Source organism: Marinobacter sp. VGCF2001, from assembly GCF_049943275.1.
In the GTDB taxonomy this organism is placed as follows: Bacteria; Pseudomonadota; Gammaproteobacteria; order Pseudomonadales; family Oleiphilaceae; genus Marinobacter.
The window spans coordinates 438930-457606 of the sequence record NZ_JBNFVX010000002.1 but is presented as its reverse complement, the minus strand read 5'-3'; the positions used below and the strand labels follow the sequence as shown (position 1 = coordinate 457606).

The following is an 18677-nucleotide window of genomic DNA, read 5'->3' as shown; positions in this document are numbered from 1 at the left end:
TATTTTTCCAGAAACAGAGGCAAACAAAAAGGGGCGTGGGGATATTCCCTACCCCGCCCCTTCTGTTTTGCAGCCTTAACCGGCTATCCAGTTACGCGGCAGGCTTACTGGTCCGCAACGCTGTCCAGATAGGCCTTATCGGAGATATTGGTCCAGGGCCGGACCTGCTGCAGATAATCCCGCTGTGAGGTGATAATTTCCCGGGCCAGTTCGTCTTCTGCCGCAAACTCATCAAGCAGGCGATTGGTGGTTTCACGCAGGGCCTCGATGACTTCCGGCGGAAACACCTTGTGCGTCACATCCGGGTATTCCTGCTTCATCTTTTCCCAGGCCACACCACTTTCGTGCGTGCTCTGGATATACATATCGTAGGCCGCGGTGCGCATGGACACCCGCAGAATGGCCTGCAGATCGTCCGGCAGCTCCTCCCAGGTTTTCTGATTGATCAGAAACTGCACTTCCGCATTGGGCTCCTGCCAGCCGGAATAGTAGTACTTGGCAATCTGGTGGAAGCCCATCTGCAGATCCAGCGCCGGACCGACCCACTCCACGGCGTCGATGGTGTTGCGCTCAAGCGCGGTATACAGTTCGCCCGGCGGCAGGTTGGTGACCGCCACGCCGACTTCCGACATAACCTCGCCGGCAAAGCCCGGGGTGCGCATCTTCAGGCCTTTCAGATCATCCAGGGAATTGATCTCTTTCCGGAACCAGCCACCCATCTGGTTGGCGGTATTGCCGCCGGGAAACGACAGCAAACCAAACGGCTCGTAAACCTTCTGCATCAGCTCCATGCCTTCGCCGTGATAGAACCAGGCATACATCTCCGGCGCAATCATGCCAAAGGGTACGGTGGTGAAATACATGGCATTGGGGATGGTGCCTTTGTAGTAATACGAGGCGGTGTGACCCATGTCGTACTGGCCGTTGCGAACCATGTCGAAAATACCGAATGGCGCCTTGTGCTTGTTTGAGGAATCGATCCGGATTCTCAGACGACCACCGGACATCTCCTCGGCCATGGCCGCCATGTTGCGGGGGGCATCCCCCAACAAGCCGGAATTCGGGCCCCAGGTCTCGGCCAGGCGCAGGGTATAGGTGTCTTTCGACATGGCAGCCGGGCTTGCCAGCAGGGCGACAGCGCCAACCGCTGCAAAAAACGTCTTACGCAAAGTCATAGTGTGGACTTCCATTGTTATCGATTATGGGCATATGCGGATCATCATAAAGCGGAAAGCCGGCCGCGCCAATGTGGCGGGGCCGGCTTTAGGGTCCGCGTGAATCAGATCTTGAACTGGCCTATCAGCTCACGCAGATGCTCGCCCAGCCGCGCCAGTTCGTGGCTGGCCTCGTTGGTCTGGGTTACGCCGGTGTCACTGCGCTGGGCGGCATCGACAATGCGCACCACGTTCTGGTTAATCTCTTCCGCCACCTGGCTTTGCTGTTCCGCCGCAGTGGCAATCTGCGTGACCTGATCGTGAATCTGGGTCACGGAAGTCACGATGGTGTTCAGGGCCGTGGTGGCATGATTGATACGCTCAACCGTCGCCTCGGAACTCCGGCGGGAGTTATTCATTCGCTCCACCGACGCCTTGGACTCGGTCACAAAACCATCGATCATCTCCCGGATCTGGTCCGCGGATTCCGCCGAACGCTTGGCCAACTGTCGCACTTCATCCGCCACCACCGAGAAACCCCGGCCGTGCTCGCCGGCCCGTGCCGCCTCGATAGCCGCGTTCAGGGCCAGTAGGTTGGTCTGCTCGGTCACCGCGTGAATCACATCCAGCACCTGCTGAATGTCGTTCGATTTCTCGGCCAGAGCATTAATGCTGCTCGCGGTCTGGTCCATTTCCTGGGTCAGCTGATTGACTGCCCCCTGAGCGCTGTTGATCGTCTCACCGCCTTCTTTGGCCATGCGGTCTGCATCCGAGGCCGCCCCTTCCACTTCGTTGGCGTTCCCGGAAATCTGCTGGATGGTCGCCGCCATTTCGTTGATAGCCGAGGCAATCTGATCGGTTTCCGAGCCCTGCTCCTGCACCGACTGGCGGGTTTCATTGGCAACCCGGCTGAGTTCTTCCGCAGCCGAGGCAACCTGATCGGTGGTGGAGCCCACTTCGCGGATGGTGTTCTGGATCTTGATGACAAAATGATTGAATCGACGGCCCAGAACCGACAGCTCGTCTTTACCGTCTTCCGGCAAGCGCTGGCGCAGGTCGCCCTCACCATCGGCAATCTCTCGCATCATGCTGCTGACGTTGTTCAATGGGACTGTCACCGTCCGGCCAATAAACAGCCCGATTACCAGAGCCGCCACCACAACAATGATGGTCACCAGAAGAATGAACCCCATCGCCTCTGCCATGGCATCGTCGATGTCGTTCTTGGTTGCTGCCACGACTTTCTCGATGTCCGTCACGTAGACACCGGCACCAATCATCCAGTCCCAACCGGGAATAAGGGTGGTGAACGATACCTTGGGCTCTACATCACCCGATTTGGGGTTCGGCCACTCGTAGCCGAAAAAACCGTCCTTTTCAGCCGCCCCGAACAAGCCGTCGAGTAACTTCAGTTGATTGCGGTTGGACACCGGCCCTTCAATCGACGGATCCGGAGCGTACGCGAGATTGTAGCGGTCCCGGGTGTAGGCAAAGACGTAGTTGCCACCACCAAAGCGAATCTCCCTGAGCCGCTTCTTGGCTTCTTCCTTGGCGGCCTCCCCCGACAATCCGGAATTATTCTTGGCATCCAGAACCACATCCTTGGCTACTTCCACCAGGTTTTTCAGCCCTTCCTTGCGGGCATCAAGTAACCCCTGCTCCAGCCTCTCCAATTCAGCTTCGCCGTTTGCTTTTATCTGGCTTGCCGTAATCCAGGCAATGGTGCCCGCCGTAATCAGAACCGGCACCAGAACGCCCAACAAGAGTCGAGTCCTGATCGTCAGATTGCTCATAAAGGCCATGGTTACTACTCCGGTGTAACAGTCGTTAGATCGATAGCTCGCAAAAATCACAGAACGGCGCCGTCGAGGAATGAAGACGCCCTGGGCGGGTGTTGCAGCCGGGATATGGCAGTGTGTCAACAAACCCGCCACAACAAGCCCGATACGTTAAACTACTTATCGACCACAATGGAAACGACTTGAGCGGATATCCGACTAAAGTTTGGCGTTAGTGATGTATTTCAGATGCGAATCATCCGGGCGCCCAGAAGCAGGTTAGGGCCCAGCTTGGCCACTTTCACCTGATCGGGATTCAGCCCCATGTGCGCAAGCGTTTCCTGGATATCCTCCAGTGCCTCATCCCTGGGCGCGGCCAGCAGAAGCTCACGCACCGACTCCATCACCATTTTTACCGGTACCGTCATAAAGTAGAACGAGATCAACAGCATCATCACCGGGTCTGCGTACACTGCAAACTCTGACCATTCGCTGTGTTCCAGCCCCCAGGCGATGGCGAATCCGATCATCACCGCGGCACTCAGAGCACTATCCATCAACCACTGGCGCTGCTCTGCCCTGACCAGCCCGGAATCATTGCGAATGCTGGCCCAGCGCAGGTAGCCCCACACCGCCAGACACCCCACTACGTTCACGGCACCGAAAACCGTCGCCATACCGGCCGCCACCGGCCGACCGCCCTGGAGCAGAGACACCACGGCCGACACCAGAGACACCACACAAACCAGACCAATCACAAGCCCCTTGACCGCAATCACCAGCGGTTCCACCGCGCCCATGCCGTAGGGATAATCTTCGCTGGCGGGCCGGCGCACCAGGCTGGCAGCGTAGAGGGATAGTAGCGACAATCCGAGACTGATCAGGGAATAGGCGCCGTCGAAAAGAATCACCAGGGAATCGGCCCAAAGGCCCCAGGCGATACCGGCAATCGCAAACAGGCCGGCACCGGCAGCAGATAACGTCAGCGCCAGATTTTCCCGCGCCAGAGAAGTAAACATTTTGACCTCCTGAGAATTGCCGGCCATATTATCGACTTTGCCCAGACGGCGTGAGTCGCTGAGCGACGGAAAATCCGGCGCAGCAGGAGCCTCGTGAAAACTTCCCAGATCAAAATATTTCTTGCCGTGGTGCGCCATGGCAGCGTTGCCGCCGCCGCCCGGGAGCTTCATCGCAGCCGCACAACGGTGAGTACGGTGCTGGCTTCCCTGGAAGACGAGCTGGGGGTGGAACTCTTCGAACGCAGCGGCAATCAGTTGCATCTGACGGCCATCGGCCAATCCATCCTCACCGATTGCCGGCGCTTCGACCAGGTGGCCGGGCAGATACAGGCACGGTGCCAGCATCACCTGAGCGGCGCTGAATCGGTATTGCGCATAGCCCGGGACGATGCCATTCCGGAGGATATCTGGAGGGGTATTCTGCGGCGTCTGAAACAACGTTTTCCCCAGACCAGCCTGTCGGTGTATCTGGCCTCGCCCCGGGAGTTACCGCCGTTGGTAGGCAGCCAGGCGGTTGATGTGGCGTACGGGCTGATGCCCGAACAGCTGAACGAGGGGTACCAGTGGTTCCGGGAACTGGCCGATGTCCGGATGCTGACCGTAGCCGCCCCCGACCACCCGCTCAGCCAGCTGAAACGGGTCACCCAGGACGATCTGGTCAGCCATACCGAGATTACCCTGGCGTATATGCAGGATGCGCAGCTGGTGGCCGAATCTCCGGAAACGGCAAATTATCTGGCGTTCACCCAGTACGAACTGATCATGGATGCCGTGATTGATGGCGCCGGCTGGGCGGACTTGCCCCTGCCGCTGATTGCCGAAGCGTTAAGAAAGGAACAGCTGAAAACCATTCATCACCGCAGCGCCCGCTGGTGGAAGGTGTTCAGCGCACTGGAAGCCGAACAGGCGCAGGGCGGCGCCGTGGTGGGCTGGCTTGCCAACGAACTGGAACGCTATCTGGAAACTCTGGCTTAACGGGCCAAAGAGCGTTTTAAGCACCAGTGGGGCGGTCGTCCGCCGGATCGCCGGTGTCGCATTTCTTGCAATCGAGCTCGAACCCCAGCATGGACTGCCGCCCACTGGCGGTGACTACCCAGGGGCGGTTGATCCACGGCGGATCATGGCGCACGTGCTGGTTGTGACCGCAGGCCAGTTGCGCCACCCAGTGTTGCTCATGGTCCTGATGATAACCGGTGATCGATTGCTTCATTGAACACCTTTTTCTGCTCTGGGCCGACCAACCCACGCCGACCAGGAGTAGATTCCCAGCGCCAGCCAGATGGCCACGAAGCTTAACAACTTCGCCTGGCTCAGGGGCTCTTCGAACACATACAGGGCAATCAGGAACTGGATGGTGGGATTGATGTACATGAGAAAACCGACCGTCGAGAGCGTTAAACGGCGGGCGGCACCGGCAAACGCCAGCAGCGGTATCGCCGTGACAATGCCACTGGACGCCAGCAGCAAACCACTACCCAGATCATCCGAGAAGTGCGACAGCCCATTGGATGACAGCCAGGCCAGCGTCAGCAGACCCAACGGCAGAAGCAAAAGGGTTTCGACGAACAAACCGGACAAACCATCCAGCTCGACTTTCTTGCGCATCAACCCGTAGGTGCCAAAACTGAAAGCCAGCACCAGGGTGATCCAGGGCAGCTCGCCCAGCAAGAGCAACTGATACAAAATCGCCATCGCCGCCAGCCCCACGGCGACCGCCTGGAGCCGGGAAATACGCTCACCGAGCACCAGCAACCCCATGGCAACATTCACCAGCGGCGTCAGAAAATAGCCGAGACTGGCCTGCAGCACGTGGCGGGTTTCCACCGCGTAAATATAAATGCCCCAGTTCAGCGCGATAAACACCGCACACCCCAGAACGTAACCCAGCCGGCGAGGCTGTCGCAACGCAGCGACCACAGGCGGCCAGCGTTTCAGCAACGATATCACCAGCGCGAGAAACAGGCAGGACCAGATCACCCGGTGAATCAGCACTTCCCAGGCAGGAACTCCCTCGAACAGAGCAAAATACAGGGGGAAGCTCCCCCACAGACTATAGGCGGCAAGCCCGTAAACCACACCCTTGGAGGTGTCACTCAATGCTTTCATAGCTTCCTCATCATCCAGCCCGCTAATCTATCACAGTCCGGACTGTGATCGCGCTAATGCCTTGGTCACAGGCCACTGAAGATGACGGGGCCGGGGTAAATGCCTTACTCTGAAAAACCACACCTTTGTTCAGGGAGAGCGATCATGAAAACCGCCCACGATCTTGTGGCTGAAGCCAAAAAACACATTGAGGAAGTACCGCTTGCCAGCGCCGAAACAGCGATCAGGAACGCCGATCTGTTGCTGGATGTTCGGGACGCCGACGAATACCGGGCCGCTCATATCCCCGGGGCCGTGAACATCTCGCGGGGTATGCTGGAATTCAAATTCACCAATGATCCGGCACTGGAGAACCGGCAGATGGATATCGTTCTCTATTGCAAAACTTCAGGCCGTGCAGCCCTGAGTGCCAGAGCTCTTAAAGACATGGGGTACATCAACGTAAAATCCATTGAAGGCGGCTTCGATGCCTGGGTGGAAGCCGGCAGGGAAGTGGCCCAGCCAGACCTGCCCAAATTCGAGTAACGGACCATTCACAGGCAGCAGGCCTTGTACTTTTTTCCGCTGCCGCAGGGGCAGCGATCGTTACGGCCGGGCTTCAGCATCCCTTCGGTGGTTTCACCCTCACGGTAGAGCCACCGCCCCTCAATACGGCTGAAGTCCGAATTTTCCTCGAGATAGCCCCAGCCACTGCCCGCACGATACAGTGCCCGGAAGTGTACTTTGCCGGCATCGCCCCGTGCGCTGGCCGAAAGCACCTGCAGTGACACCCAGGCCGGAGAACCCGACAGATCCAGTGCCGGAGGCCGGGTATCCGGATGCCACGTAGCGAGCAGGTAGTCGCTGTCTGCCAGCACAAACGCGCTGAAACGGGAACGCATCAACGTTTCCGGCGTCGGTGCCGCGGCCCCGCCATGAAACGGCTGACAGCAGGCGTTGTATGGTTTTCCGGAACCGCAGTAACACTGGTTATCGGGGTCAAACTCACTCATACTGGATTTTGCCTCTGTTGCGGTATCATTCTTTTCTCGGCAGACGCCATAAGAATTTACGGCTTCGTGAAACCTTTTTCGCACGGTGGCGTAAAACACGGGTGACACGTCAACCAGACCCAATAATAACCAGACAGCGACATTCCCATGAAATCCGGCATACCGTCGATCAATTTGCCCGCTTTTCCGGAGCAGGTGGCCTCGACAGCAGACGAGACTCCCCCTGAAGGGCTGCAGGCCGTGCTCGATAACATCGACGCGCTTGTCTATGTGTCCGACCTTGAGACCCACGACCTCCTGTATATGAACGCGTACGGCCGACGAATATGGGGCGCGATCAACAACCGCAAATGCTGGCAGGTACTTCAGAACAGCGAAAAACCATGCGATTTTTGTACAAATCACCTGCTGGTTGATGCCAACCAAAACCCCACTGCCCCCCACGTATGGGAATTCCAGAATCCGCTGGACCAGCGCTGGTACCAGTGCCGGGATCAGGCCATTCGCTGGACCGATGGGCGGCTGGTCCGGCTCGAGATTGCCACCGATATCTCTGATCGCAAACAGGCAGAGCTGGACCTGCGGGAAGCCAACGAGCGGGCGCAGGCTGCGGCTATGGAAGATCCTCTCACCGGGTTACACAATCGCCGCGCCTTCTTCGAATTTGGCCTGCAGCTGTTTCGCCGGGCGCAGCGGCACGGGCACCCACTGACACTGATCATGCTGGATCTTGATCATTTCAAGCAAATCAACGACCGCTACGGTCATCAGATCGGTGATGCCGTTCTGGAACGGGTCGCGGCCCTGATGAAAGCCCGGATTCGTGACTGCGATATCGTGGCCCGCATCGGCGGTGAAGAGTTCGCAATACTGCTGCCCGACACCAGGCCAGAGCTGGCCGAGGAACTGGCAAAGCGACTGCATTCCCTGATGCCATCGGCGTCTGTAAACGCTGGCGATGACACGGTCTCGCCCTCCGCCAGTTTCGGCATCAGCGCTCTGTTGCCAAGGGACACCAAACTGGAAGATCTGATGTCCCGGGCCGACACAGCCATGTACCGATCCAAAAGTGAAGGCCGATCCAGAATTTCTCTGGACGCGGCCGGGTAGTCACTGAGCCTCAAGGTACTGGTCAGCGTAGATATCGATCAGCTCCTGCAGGCGGCCCTGTTCCTTTAACCGGAACAGATTGTCGGCGAAGGCTTCTCTAAGGCGCTCCGTATTGCACTTGGAACGTTTGGGAAAAGCAAAAAACAGCCCCTCCCTGCTGATGGGTGGTTCCAGGGCTACGAAGGTGTCAGCCAACCCGTATTTCCTGAGCTTGACCTGGCCTTGCAACAACTCGTAAAGCACGTAGTCAACACGCCCGATTTCGGCCATCAGATACGACTGCCGGATGGAGCGGACACCCAGGATGTCCAGTTGATCCGCGGCGTACCGGTCAAACCGCTGGCCAAAGCTGTTATTGATCAGGGTGCTGCCCTTTTTGCCCCTGAGATCGGGCCAGTGCCGGTACTCGAAGACCTGGCTTTTCCGGACCCAGACATTGGTGTCCAGATGCGTCATCGGCGGCAGCACATAATCCATGTAGCCGATTCGCTCGGAGGTAATGAATGCGCCGGCCACCAGATCAGTCTCACCCAGCTCGGCAAGACGCTGCACCCGAGCCCAGGAACCGATATTGCGCACGTCCACCTGAATGCCCAAAGGCTCAACCACTTCCTGGAGAAAGCGGGGGACAGCCCCCGTGAGCTGATCAGGCGATTCACTCATGGGCCACAACAAAGGCGGGTACTCGGGGTTGCCACTGACCACCAGTGTGTCACAACGGCTACCGGAATTAGCAAGTACGGCGGACGCCTGAAACCCGAACAGCAGAATGGCATAAAACAGCGTTCGCGACCTGGACAACAAGAACCCCCGCAATCTTGCGCACCCAGACCCCATTTCGGCTGAGTGACTCTGACAAAAGTTTATGAAAACAACTAATGGGAGTATAGCAGTGTAGCCTGGCCGTGGGTGCGCAAAACGTTGATATTTATCAAACTAACACCGTTCAGACGAGTGATCGCCCGGAACAAAGTTACCGGCGTTTGGTCACGGCCATGGTCAGGCGCGAGATACAGGTCAGTTTGCCCTGCTCATTTTCCAGACGTATCTCCCAGACTTGCGTGGCACTACCGAGATGGATGGCCTTTGCCGTGCCATAAACCCAGCCACCGGTTACCGGGCGAATGTGATTGGCGTTGATATCCAGCCCCACGGCGACCGTGTTTTTGTCCCGCAGACAGCAGTTGGCGGCCATGCTGCCCAGGGTTTCCGCCAGCAATACCGAGGAGCCGCCATGCAAGATACCGAACGGCTGCACGGTACGCTCATCCACCGGCATACGTCCTCGCACATAATCATCCCCGAGCTCCAGATACTCGATCCCCATGTGGCTGACTGCCGTATTCTTGCTCGCCTCGGCCATTTGTTCCAGGTTGGGCGTAACCGTCCAGATAGACATCGTGCAAATTCTCCAGATTGAACTTTCGTCTCTTATAACTGTCAGGCATGAGTCTATACAGGTAGCATACTCATAACCATGCCTTTTTGAGGTTTTGACGCACACTGGCCTGTCAGACCAACACGATCAACCAAACAACCAAAGAGAGGGACCTGTTATGAATATTCGTTTTCTTGCCACCGGGCTGCTCGCTGCTGCAATCTCATCGCCTGCTGTCGCCCAGATGAGCGTGGAAGACCAGATAGAAACCCGCCAGTCAGCCTACCAGTTTGCGGCCTGGAACATGGGTAAAATCAAGGCTCAGGCCGTTGAAGGCTCCGTTCAGTTTGACCAGAAGCAGGTGGCAGCCGCCGCCAACGCCATTGCCGCGGTCGCCAACTCCGGCATGAGCGTGCTGTACAGCCGCGACAGCGCCAACGACCGGGCCGAAAACACCCGCCTGAAACCGGAGTTCTTCGAGGAACCGATGAAGGTTCAGGAAGTTGCGGTCAACTTTGTACGCGAAGCCAATACGCTTCAGGAACTGGCTGCGGGCGGCGACAAGGCCGCAATCGCGCGCCAGTTTGCCAAGGTCGGCGAAACCTGCAAAGCCTGTCACGACAATTTCCGCGCCGAATAACCCGGGGCCATTACCAGCCCAGGTTTTGTGGCGGTGGAGGCGGCGGTGGCACCAGGCCACCGCTCGCCACCCAGACCGCGGCGATTGCAACTCCGAGCGCGACAAGAAAAGCGAACCAGCCGCCACCCCGGGCATCGGTTCCACTGCCATCCCGGACCTGCTTGCGCCCGTTGATCATGGGGCGAATCAGGTTGTCTTTGCGCACATGGGTGTAAAAAAGCACGGCCGCAACATGAAGACCAACCACGGCATACAACCCCCACTCTGTCAGACGATGCCAGCTGCTTAACGTATCGCTCCAGCCAGAGGAAACCAGCGGGTAGAGCGGGCCATTGAACGCGATATCATCATTGGCAAACAGACCGGAAGCCGCCTGAAACCCGAACAGGGCAACCATAGCCAACACCGACAAAGCCCCCAGCGGGTTGTGCCCCACCCCTTGCCACTGCCCCGACAGATAGCCCATCAAAGCTCTAGGGCCGCGGACAAACTGCGCGAAACGGGCGTAGGTCGAACCGACAAAGCCCCAGACCAGACGAAACACCAGCAACCCCACCACCGCCAGCCCGAAACGCTCGTGCCAGGCCATCCACCCGGCGCCAAGCTTGACTGTCGCTACCGAACCGACAACGGCAAGTACCAGCAGCCAGTGGAAACAACGGGTGGGCAAATCCCACAACCGGATTGTACGCATATCAATTCCCTTGCCTTGAAACCTGTCAAACGATCACAGACCAACGTAAGCACCCTAAGTTCCATCGCGCCTGAATATACCGTCTGAGCGACCCGAAGGCATCCGTAACCTTGTGGATCGCGTATTGACGGTTGAAATTCACGTGATCAGCACAACCTCGTTGAGTGTAATCACAGAAACACACCCGGACTCCCGACAGGAGGGTCGACAGGTATGAAAATCTTGATGGTATTAACGTCCCATGACCAAATGGGCGACACTGGCCACAAAACCGGTTTCTGGCTGGAAGAGTTCACCGCGCCGTTTTACGTATTCAAAGATGCCGGTGCAGATATCACGCTGGCAACGCCGAAAGGCGGCCAACCACCGGTTGATCCAAACAGTGAGACCGAAGACGCCCTGACCGACTCCACCCGGCGTTTTTCCGAAGACGCCCACGCGCGGGAAATGCTGGCCAGCACCAAGAAACTGGCCGATGTCGACATGAACCAGTATGACGCCATCTTCTACCCTGGTGGCCACGGCCCCCTGTGGGACCTGGTGAACAACGAAAAATCCATCGCCCTGATCAAGACCGCCTACGAGCAGGACAAGGTGATCGGTGCCGTATGTCACGCACCTGCCGTGTTCAAGAACGTAGAGGTAAAACCTGGCCAGAATATCGTGGGCGGCCGGGAAGTCACCGGCTTCACGAACAGCGAGGAAGAAGCCGTGGGCCTCAGCGGTGTGGTACCTTTCCTACTGGAAGATATGTTGAAGGAAAACACCGCCACCTATACCCGCGGTGACGACTGGGCACCGCACATCGTGGTGGACGGCAAGCTGATTACCGGGCAAAACCCGGCCTCTTCCGAGGGGGCGGCGAAGGCCGTTGTGCAAGCCTTGCAAGAGGCCTGATCCGACAAAGATCACAGGCACACCACGAGGCCGGATGAGCATTGCATCCGGCCTTTTTCTTACCCGCCCGTTCATTGTCAGGCTCGCCAGCGATAACGCCCTGCGGTTAAAGTTCAGTTATGGTCGCCAACAGCTTTTCATATCTGTGCTAACGTTTTGAGGAACATCTCAAAAAGCTGGCCATCGCTATGAGCAATCCCAAGCACACTCTTTTCTGGATGACGCTGTTCCTCGGCGTGGTCGTCATCGTCGGCGCCCTGATCCACAAGCCCCTGATGTCGGCTTTTATGGCCAACTGGGTTTTCAATCTGCTGATTCTCGGGGTTCTGATCGTCGGCATCACCCTGACCTACCGGCAGGTGTTCGTGCTGTTTCCGGAATTGAAGTGGATCGCCCAGTTCAGAACCGGCCATGCCGGACTTTCCGTGGTTCAGGAACCGCAATTGCTGAAGCCGCTGGCAAGACAACTCGGCGAGAATGCCACGAAAGACCGGTTCACGCTGTCTACCTTATCCCTGAGAACCGTCCTTGATGGCATTCATTCCCGCATGGATGAACAGAGGGAAATTACCCGCTACTTCATCAGCTTACTCGTATTCCTGGGGCTGCTCGGCACCTTCTGGGGCCTGCTGGGCACCATCAATTCGGTCGGCGCGGTCATCACCGGCCTGGACATGAGCCAGGAAGACTTCGGCAAGGTATTTGCGGAGCTTCAGGAGGGGCTGCTCACACCTCTGGAGGGAATGGGCACGGCCTTCAGCTCTTCCCTGCTGGGCCTGGGCGGCTCACTGATCCTTGGTTTTCTCGATATCCAGGCCGGCCATGCCCAGAACCGTTTCTACGACGGCCTTGAAGAGTGGCTGACGGGCGTGACCAATCTCGTAGACCGGATAGACGACGAGCAAGACCTGTCATGATCGGTTCCAGGCGTCGAAGCCGAAGCACCACCAACGTCTGGCCGGGCTACGTGGATGCCCTTTCAGCGTTGCTGATGCTGGTGATCTTCATGCTGCTGGTTTACGTGGTCAGCCAGCTCTACCTGTCACAGACGCTCTCTGACCGGGACACCCAGCTCACCCGACTCAATGCCCAGTTGAACGAGCTCTCGGAGCTGCTGGGCCTGGAAGAGAGCCGAAGCGAGGCACTGGAAGACCAGCTGACCAGCGTTCAGGAGCGGAACAACAGCCTGGTCGGTCAGCTGGAATCCACCCGGGAACAACTGATGCGGCAAACCGCCATGGCCGAGGCCCAGTCGGAGCGACTGGCCAGCATGGAGGAATCGATTGACGAGAAAGACGATGTGTCGGCCAGCCAGCAGGCGATGATTCTGAGGCTCTCCAACCAGATTGCTTCATTGCGGGAACAGCTCAGGCAGATTGCCTCGGCGCTGGAGCTCCAGGAACAGATGACCGCCAACAAGGAACAGGAGCTGGAGCAGGTCAGCCGACGGCTCAACACCCTGCTGGCCGAGCGGGTCAACCAGCTGGAACAGTACCAGTCAGAATTCTTTGCCCGGCTGCGGGATATTCTGGCCGGCAATGAGAACGTCCGCATTGTCGGCGACCGCTTCCTGCTGCCGTCAGAACTGTTGTTTGCGTCCGCCTCGGCAGACCTGGGCGAGGAAGGCCGGCAGGAGCTCGACAAGCTTGCCGAACTGCTGCTGGATGTCTCTGCAAAGATTCCAGAGGACGTTGACTGGATCCTGAGGATTGATGGCCACACGGATATCCTGCCGATTAATACCCCAAGATTCCCCTCGAACTGGGAGCTCTCAACCGCCCGCGCGGTTGCGGTGGTTCGCTATCTGGCTGACCGGGGGGTGCCGGAACGGCGTATGGCGGCAGCCGGCTTCGGCGAGTTTTTCCCGGTGGCAGAGGGAACGTCGCCGGAAGCCCTGCAGCGCAACCGGCGAATTGAGCTGAAACTGACCGATCGTTGAGGGGGTGTGCGGCACAAGGCTGCGCACCCGACTAACTCCGGCACGAAGTCATTCCGCCAGACTTACTTTCCGATGTCATCAATGGCCGCCAATACCGCCCGGGCACCGTCCCGGATTTCGGCAATCACGGCTCCTGCCGCCTCGGATTGCCGGCGACCATCCACTGCTACATCGAGGACTTCGGCAATCTGGTTCTCGACACCCCCCGATAACTCGAGAATGGTATGAATCACATCGGCAATTTCGTCTGTGGCCGAACCGGTGGTCGCTGCCAGCTTTCGTACCTCGTCCGCCACCACCGCAAATCCACGACCGTGCTCACCGGCCCGGGCGGCCTCAATGGCGGCGTTCAGGGCCAGCAGGTTGGTCTGGTCGGCAACGCCGGCAATGGTGTCCACCATCTTCTCAATGCTCTGGGAGCGTTCGTTAAGGTCGGCAATCAAAGCCCGCGCTTTATCCACGCCGGCCTCAATGCGCTCCGCTGTCACTTTGGACTGCTGCAGCGCCTCGTCGGCCTTACCCACGATGTTGGCGGTCTGGGTGGCCGTGGATGAAGCAACGGCTGCTGCGTCCTGAGTCTGCAGAGCCTGCTCCACCCGTTCGGTAATATCACTGGCAAACTTGATGACCTTTATCACCTCACCGTTGTCGTCCAGAATCGGGTTGTAGCTTGCCTCCAGCCAGAGGTCGTTGCCGTCTGACTTCAGGCGCCGAAACCGGCCGCTGCGATACTGGCCATTGGCGAGGGCCTGCCAGAAATCCGGATTCTCCCGCTGGAAATCGGCATCGCAAAATATCCGGTGATGCTTGCCCACCAACTCGTTTGACCGATACCCCATGACAGCCAGAAAATTATCATTGGCACTGATGATGGTGCCATCCGGCTTGAATTCGATAATCGCCATGGACCGGTCAATGGAATTGAAGACTGCTTGTTGCTCACGCAAGCGTTGCTGCTGCGCGGTCACATCGGAGGCAATTTTCATCACCCGGTGCACGCGACCGTCTTCCCCCTTGATCGGGAAATAAGTGGCCTGCAGCCAAATACGCTGGCCATCCTTGCGCCGCCTGGAAAACGTATCCGTGCGCGCCTCGCCCGCACGCAGCGACGCCCAGAACTGTCGATAGTCGGATGAGTTCGCCACCCCGGGATCGCAGAACAGGCCGTGGGTTTTACCCATCAGTTCATCCCGACGGTAACCCATGACCTCCAGGAACAGATCGTTTACCTCCAGGATAACGCCGTCGATGGTGAACTCGATACTGGCTACAGCATTGCGGATGCCGTTGATCCTGGCTTCATGCTGGGCAGCACGGGCCTGGCATTCAGCCATTTCTTGCTTTTTCCTTGGGGTCAGGAACATCGTCAATTAACTCTTGAATGGTAAGGACCACTGACATCCTGTTTTGTGGTATTCAGTTATCGGCACCAGATGGTTTTTCTGTATCCGGTTTTTAGATCCTTTTCCCGTCAAAAACCGTATTGCCGATAACTCACTTCCTGGAACGCGAGGTGTATACGTTGCATACACTTTACTGGTTTACCCGTGATCTTCGGCTGCACGATAACGCCGCACTGCTGGCTGCGGCCCGCTCCGATATTCTGCTCTGCGTTTTCGTTGTCGATCCGCGCTGGTTTACCCAACATCAGTGGCAGTGTCGCCCCATGGGCCAGCATCGATGGCGTTTCCTGTGGCAGAGTCTGGTGGCGCTGGAACGCCAGTTGCGCACGATGGGCCAGCGCCTGCACATTGCCTGGGGCGACCCTGAAACGGTTCTGCCGGCCCTGGCCCGGGCCCATGGCATCCAGCGCATCATCCGCTCCCGCCTGCCCGGAACCGATGAAGCCCGGCAATGGCACGCACTAAGAGAGCAGTTGCCGGGCGTGTCATTCCAGGAATTTGAGACCCTGGGACTGTATACGGAAGGCCAGCTTCCGATGGCGCTGGGCGACCTGCCTGATACCTTTTCGAAATTCCGGAAACAGGTGGAAAAACAGGAGCAACCGTCCGGAGACGCGCTGAGAATCCGTACCGTCAGCGCCCTGCCGCCACCGCCAGGTTTCGCGGACGACAACCGCGGCGAGTGCCCGGCCATCCCCGAGCCAGGCCAGCCAACGGCCTTCACCGGAGGCGAGGAAGCCGCCCTCGCACAACTGAACACCTTCATCTTCGAGCAACACCGGATTGCCACGTACAAGCAAACCCGAAACGCTTTGGACGACTGGGGCTCGTCCTCGAAATTCTCTCCCTGGCTGGCGAACGGCAGCCTGTCGGCCCGGGAAGTGGCCGCCGCCATCGAACAGTACGAGCGGGAACACACCCGCAATGAATCCACTTACTGGCTGTGGTTCGAATTGCTCTGGCGTGAATACTTCCTCTGGTATGCGTTCCGGCACGGCAGCCTGCTGTTCCGGCGCGACGGCGTGCAGCGCAAGCGCCGGCCGGTAACCTTCTACGGCCATCGTTTCAAGGCCTGGTGTGAAGGCAATACCCAGTACCCCATCGTCAATGCGGCCGTGAATCAGCTGCGCCAAACCGGTTACATCAGCAATCGGGCACGCCAGCTGGTTGCCAGCTGCCTGGTGAATGAACTGGAGCTGGACTGGCGCTACGGCGCCGCCTGGTTCGAGCAGCAGCTGGTGGATTACGATGTCGCCAGTAACTACGGCAACTGGCAATACCTGGCCGGCGTGGGTGCCGATCCGCTGGGCTTGCGCCAGTTCAATCTCGACAAACAGGCGCAGCAATACGACCCGGACGGTGTCTTCGTGCAACAATGGCGGGGCGAGGCCCCACAACCGGTTGGCCTGCATACCGTGGACGCAGCAGACTGGCCCATTCTATGACGACGCCCAAAAGCCCGGCCGAAAAAGTGCTGGCCCGAATTCTCGACGCCAGCCAGCCGCACTCACTCCTGTGTTGCGGCGCAACCGCGGAGCAGGTAGGCCGCCGCTGGCATCAGCAGTCCGCCACAGCGCCTTTGGTCAGTCTCGACCCGGCAAACCCGGAGGCCGGCCTGCCGTTGTCATCGCCCCCCGATCTGGCGATCGTTACCGACACCCTGGAACACCATCCCCGTAGTGTGGGCGAGCACCTGTTGGGGCATCTGCGCAATTACGGCACGCATCGTATTGCCGCACTCGTGCCCCGGGATAACCACTGGAACTTCACCGATTTCATCGCCCTGGGGTTTACCCGCCACGCAGAGCTCGAAAGCGAGAACGGCGCACTTACGCTCTACACCTACAATCTGGATACTTACAATCACAAACGAGCCTGGAACAATCCTGATAACTGGGCCAATCCGGAAATGTGGGGAAAAGCGTGGTGGTAAACAAACCCAACAAAGCACTGAAACCAAGCACCATTCGAATCGGCACCCGATACCGGGCCAATCGGCTAAACGGCCCTTACGATGCCGTCATCATCGGTTCCGGCATTGGCGGCCTGACCACGGCCGCCTGCCTGTCGAAAGCCGGCTATAAAGTCCTGGTGCTGGAGCAGCACTACACCGCCGGCGGTTACACACACAGCTACGCCCGAAACGGCTACGAATGGGATGTGGGGGTGCACTACATCGGCGACATGGGTGCCAGCCATACCCTCGGGCGCCGGCTCTTTGACTATATTACCGACGGCAAGCTTGAATGGGCGCCGATGGACGAGAACTACGACCGCTTCTTCCTTGGCGACAAGGTCGTCAACCTCCGGGCCGGCAGGGAGGGCCTGCGGCACTCGCTGCTGGCGGCGTTCCCGGAGGAACAGGACGCTATCGACCGCTACCTGGCCCTGCTCGGCAAGGTCGCCGACGGTATGCAGTGGTACACCTTGTCCAAGCTCTCGCCCGCGCTGGCCGGGCCCCTGGTGTCCAGAGGCCTGAAAACGGTGCTGCCAGACTGCTTTAACCGCCCCACCTACGAGGTTCTGCGGGAACTCACCGACAACGAAGAGCTGATCGGCGCCATCACCGGCCAGTGGGGTGACTGCGGCGTGACCCCGAAACAATCCAGCTTCATGGTGCACGCGCTGATTGCCAAGCACTATGTGTACGGGGGGTTTTATCCCGTTGGTGGCGCCTCGGAAATCGCCAAAACCATCATCCCGGTGGTGCAGGCCGGCGGCGGTGATGTGCTCACTTATGCCGACGTGCATGAAATTCTGGTCGAGAAAGGCAAGGTAGTGGGTGTGCGCATGGCCGACGGGCACGACATCCGGGCCCCTCTGGTGGTCAGCAACGCCGGTGTGATTAACACCTTTGAGCGGCTGTTACCGGAGACCGAGGCTCAGAAGCTCGGCTATCCCCGTAACCGGGAACACATCACGCCCTCGATGCCGCACATCGGCCTGTATATTGGCCTGAAAGGCACGCCCGAAGAACTGGGCCTGCCACGCACCAATTTCTGGATTTACCCCAGCGCCGACCACGACGGCAACGTGGCACGTTTTCTCGAGAACCCGGAGTCTGAACCGTTCCCGGTGGTGTACATCTCTTTCCCCGCCGCCAAAGACCCGGATTACCAGAACCGCTGGCCCGGCACCTCCACCATCGAAATCGTCGCCCCCACCACCTGGGAGATGTTCAAACCCTGGCAAGGCTCTACCTGGGGCAAGCGAGGTGAGGAGTATGACGCGCTAAAAGCAGGCATCACCGAGCAACTGATGGAGATCCTGTACGAAAAACTGCCCCAACTTCGAGATAAAGTAGACTATGTGGAAACCTCCACGCCGCTGTCGACGGCCTGGTTCTGCCGTTATGAACAGGGCGAACTCTATGGCCTGGACCACACGCCCGAGCGGTTTGAACAGCGCTGGCTGAAACCCAAGACCGATCTCCCCGGCCTGTACCTGACAGGCCAGGATATCCTGACCTGTGGCGTGGTGGGGGCCATGATCGGCGGGCTGATCACCACGTTGTCGATTCGCGGACTTCGGGGCGCGGGCCTGGCGAAGCAGATTTTTGTAGGCTAG

Annotated in this window: 19 protein-coding genes and 2 pseudogenes; 10 read left to right on the top strand and 11 right to left on the bottom strand. The window is 58.6% G+C overall.

Annotated elements, in window-relative coordinates; all coding sequences use genetic code 11:
* Window positions 1-104: 104 nt before the first annotated feature.
* The 3 genes from ACP2AU_RS05265 to ACP2AU_RS05255 form a co-directional block, all read right to left on the bottom strand.
* Window positions 105-1175: a TRAP transporter substrate-binding protein gene (locus ACP2AU_RS05265; RefSeq protein ID WP_426375051.1), complete on the bottom strand. Its 1071-nt coding sequence runs from the start codon at window positions 1173-1175 to the stop codon at window positions 105-107.
* A 104-nt stretch (window positions 1176-1279) separates the two neighbouring features.
* On the bottom strand, window positions 1280-2956 hold the full coding sequence (locus ACP2AU_RS05260) for a methyl-accepting chemotaxis protein (RefSeq protein ID WP_426375050.1): 1677 nt from the start codon (window positions 2954-2956) through the stop codon (window positions 1280-1282).
* A gap of 221 nt (window positions 2957-3177) precedes the next feature.
* Complete coding sequence (locus tag ACP2AU_RS05255) at window positions 3178-3951, bottom strand: cation diffusion facilitator family transporter (RefSeq protein ID WP_426375049.1); 774 nt, start codon at window positions 3949-3951, stop codon at window positions 3178-3180.
* Between the two features lie 93 nt (window positions 3952-4044).
* Between ACP2AU_RS05255 and ACP2AU_RS05250 the strand changes: the two genes are divergently transcribed.
* The gene (locus ACP2AU_RS05250; RefSeq protein WP_426375048.1) at window positions 4045-4926 is read left to right on the top strand and encodes a LysR family transcriptional regulator; all 882 of its coding nucleotides are present in this window, start codon (window positions 4045-4047) and stop codon (window positions 4924-4926) included.
* Between the two features lie 16 nt (window positions 4927-4942).
* On the opposite strand, the gene ACP2AU_RS05245 is transcribed toward ACP2AU_RS05250, so the two are convergent.
* Window positions 4943-5161, bottom strand: coding sequence for a DUF3565 domain-containing protein (locus ACP2AU_RS05245; RefSeq protein WP_426375047.1), 219 nt, complete (start codon window positions 5159-5161; stop codon window positions 4943-4945).
* Window positions 5158-6057 (bottom strand): EamA family transporter RarD, encoded by a 900-nt coding sequence (gene rarD / locus ACP2AU_RS05240; protein WP_426375046.1) that lies wholly within the window; start codon window positions 6055-6057, stop codon window positions 5158-5160. The genes ACP2AU_RS05245 and rarD overlap by 4 nt, the downstream gene beginning before the upstream one ends.
* A gap of 144 nt (window positions 6058-6201) precedes the next feature.
* Here rarD and ACP2AU_RS05235 point away from each other — a divergent pair, with 144 nt between their 5' ends.
* The gene (locus ACP2AU_RS05235; protein ID WP_426375045.1) at window positions 6202-6582 is read left to right on the top strand and encodes a rhodanese-like domain-containing protein; all 381 of its coding nucleotides are present in this window, start codon (window positions 6202-6204) and stop codon (window positions 6580-6582) included.
* Window positions 6583-6590: 8 nt separating this feature from the next.
* On the opposite strand, the gene ACP2AU_RS05230 is transcribed toward ACP2AU_RS05235, so the two are convergent.
* On the bottom strand, window positions 6591-7049 hold the full coding sequence (locus ACP2AU_RS05230; RefSeq protein WP_426375044.1) for a YchJ family protein: 459 nt from the start codon (window positions 7047-7049) through the stop codon (window positions 6591-6593).
* Window positions 7050-7196: 147 nt separating this feature from the next.
* Here ACP2AU_RS05230 and ACP2AU_RS05225 point away from each other — a divergent pair, with 147 nt between their 5' ends.
* Entirely contained in the window at window positions 7197-8159 is a 963-nt protein-coding gene (locus ACP2AU_RS05225; protein WP_426375043.1) for a diguanylate cyclase, read from the top strand.
* Here ACP2AU_RS05225 and ACP2AU_RS05220 read toward each other — a convergent pair whose 3' ends face one another.
* Together ACP2AU_RS05220 and ACP2AU_RS05215 are read right to left on the bottom strand one after the other, a co-directional pair.
* Window positions 8160-8960, bottom strand: coding sequence for a substrate-binding periplasmic protein (locus tag ACP2AU_RS05220; RefSeq protein ID WP_426375042.1), 801 nt, complete (start codon window positions 8958-8960; stop codon window positions 8160-8162).
* 172 nt (window positions 8961-9132) lie between these two features.
* A complete protein-coding gene (locus tag ACP2AU_RS05215) occupies window positions 9133-9558 on the bottom strand; it encodes a hotdog fold thioesterase (protein ID WP_426375041.1) in 426 nt (141 codons plus the stop codon).
* A gap of 157 nt (window positions 9559-9715) precedes the next feature.
* Here ACP2AU_RS05215 and ACP2AU_RS05210 point away from each other — a divergent pair, with 157 nt between their 5' ends.
* The gene (locus ACP2AU_RS05210) at window positions 9716-10177 is read left to right on the top strand and encodes a c-type cytochrome (protein ID WP_426375040.1); all 462 of its coding nucleotides are present in this window, start codon (window positions 9716-9718) and stop codon (window positions 10175-10177) included.
* 10 nt (window positions 10178-10187) lie between these two features.
* Here the strand turns inward: ACP2AU_RS05210 and ACP2AU_RS05205 are convergent, their stop codons facing one another.
* Window positions 10188-10871, bottom strand: a complete 684-nt coding sequence (locus tag ACP2AU_RS05205) for a cytochrome b/b6 domain-containing protein (protein ID WP_426375039.1) — start codon at window positions 10869-10871, stop codon at window positions 10188-10190.
* A gap of 213 nt (window positions 10872-11084) precedes the next feature.
* Here ACP2AU_RS05205 and ACP2AU_RS05200 point away from each other — a divergent pair, with 213 nt between their 5' ends.
* The 3 genes from ACP2AU_RS05200 to ACP2AU_RS05190 all read left to right on the top strand — a co-directional run bounded on the left by ACP2AU_RS05200 (window position 11085) and on the right by ACP2AU_RS05190 (window position 13707).
* On the top strand, window positions 11085-11768 hold the full coding sequence (locus ACP2AU_RS05200; RefSeq protein ID WP_426375038.1) for a type 1 glutamine amidotransferase domain-containing protein: 684 nt from the start codon (window positions 11085-11087) through the stop codon (window positions 11766-11768).
* 188 nt (window positions 11769-11956) lie between these two features.
* A complete protein-coding gene (locus ACP2AU_RS05195; RefSeq protein ID WP_426375037.1) occupies window positions 11957-12685 on the top strand; it encodes a MotA/TolQ/ExbB proton channel family protein in 729 nt (242 codons plus the stop codon).
* Entirely contained in the window at window positions 12682-13707 is a 1026-nt protein-coding gene (locus ACP2AU_RS05190; protein WP_426375036.1) for a peptidoglycan -binding protein, read from the top strand. The genes ACP2AU_RS05195 and ACP2AU_RS05190 overlap by 4 nt, the downstream gene beginning before the upstream one ends.
* A 62-nt stretch (window positions 13708-13769) precedes the next feature.
* On the opposite strand, the pseudogene ACP2AU_RS05185 reads toward ACP2AU_RS05190, so the two are convergent.
* Window positions 13770-14150 (bottom strand): annotated as a pseudogene (locus ACP2AU_RS05185) (methyl-accepting chemotaxis protein); the annotation flags it as partial.
* 156 nt (window positions 14151-14306) lie between these two features.
* A pseudogene (locus ACP2AU_RS05180) lies at window positions 14307-15041 on the bottom strand (PAS domain-containing protein); the annotation flags it as partial.
* A gap of 188 nt (window positions 15042-15229) precedes the next feature.
* Here ACP2AU_RS05180 and ACP2AU_RS05175 point away from each other — a divergent pair.
* From ACP2AU_RS05175 to ACP2AU_RS05165, 3 genes are read left to right on the top strand one after another with little or no spacing between them, the layout of a single operon-like run.
* Window positions 15230-16555, top strand: coding sequence for a DASH family cryptochrome (locus ACP2AU_RS05175; protein ID WP_426375035.1), 1326 nt, complete (start codon window positions 15230-15232; stop codon window positions 16553-16555).
* A complete protein-coding gene (locus tag ACP2AU_RS05170) occupies window positions 16552-17043 on the top strand; it encodes a DUF6231 family protein (RefSeq protein ID WP_426375034.1) in 492 nt (163 codons plus the stop codon). Before ACP2AU_RS05175 ends, ACP2AU_RS05170 begins: the two co-directional genes overlap by 4 nt.
* Window positions 17022-18677 (top strand): phytoene desaturase family protein, encoded by a 1656-nt coding sequence (locus ACP2AU_RS05165; RefSeq protein WP_426375033.1) that lies wholly within the window; start codon window positions 17022-17024, stop codon window positions 18675-18677. The genes ACP2AU_RS05170 and ACP2AU_RS05165 overlap by 22 nt, the downstream gene beginning before the upstream one ends.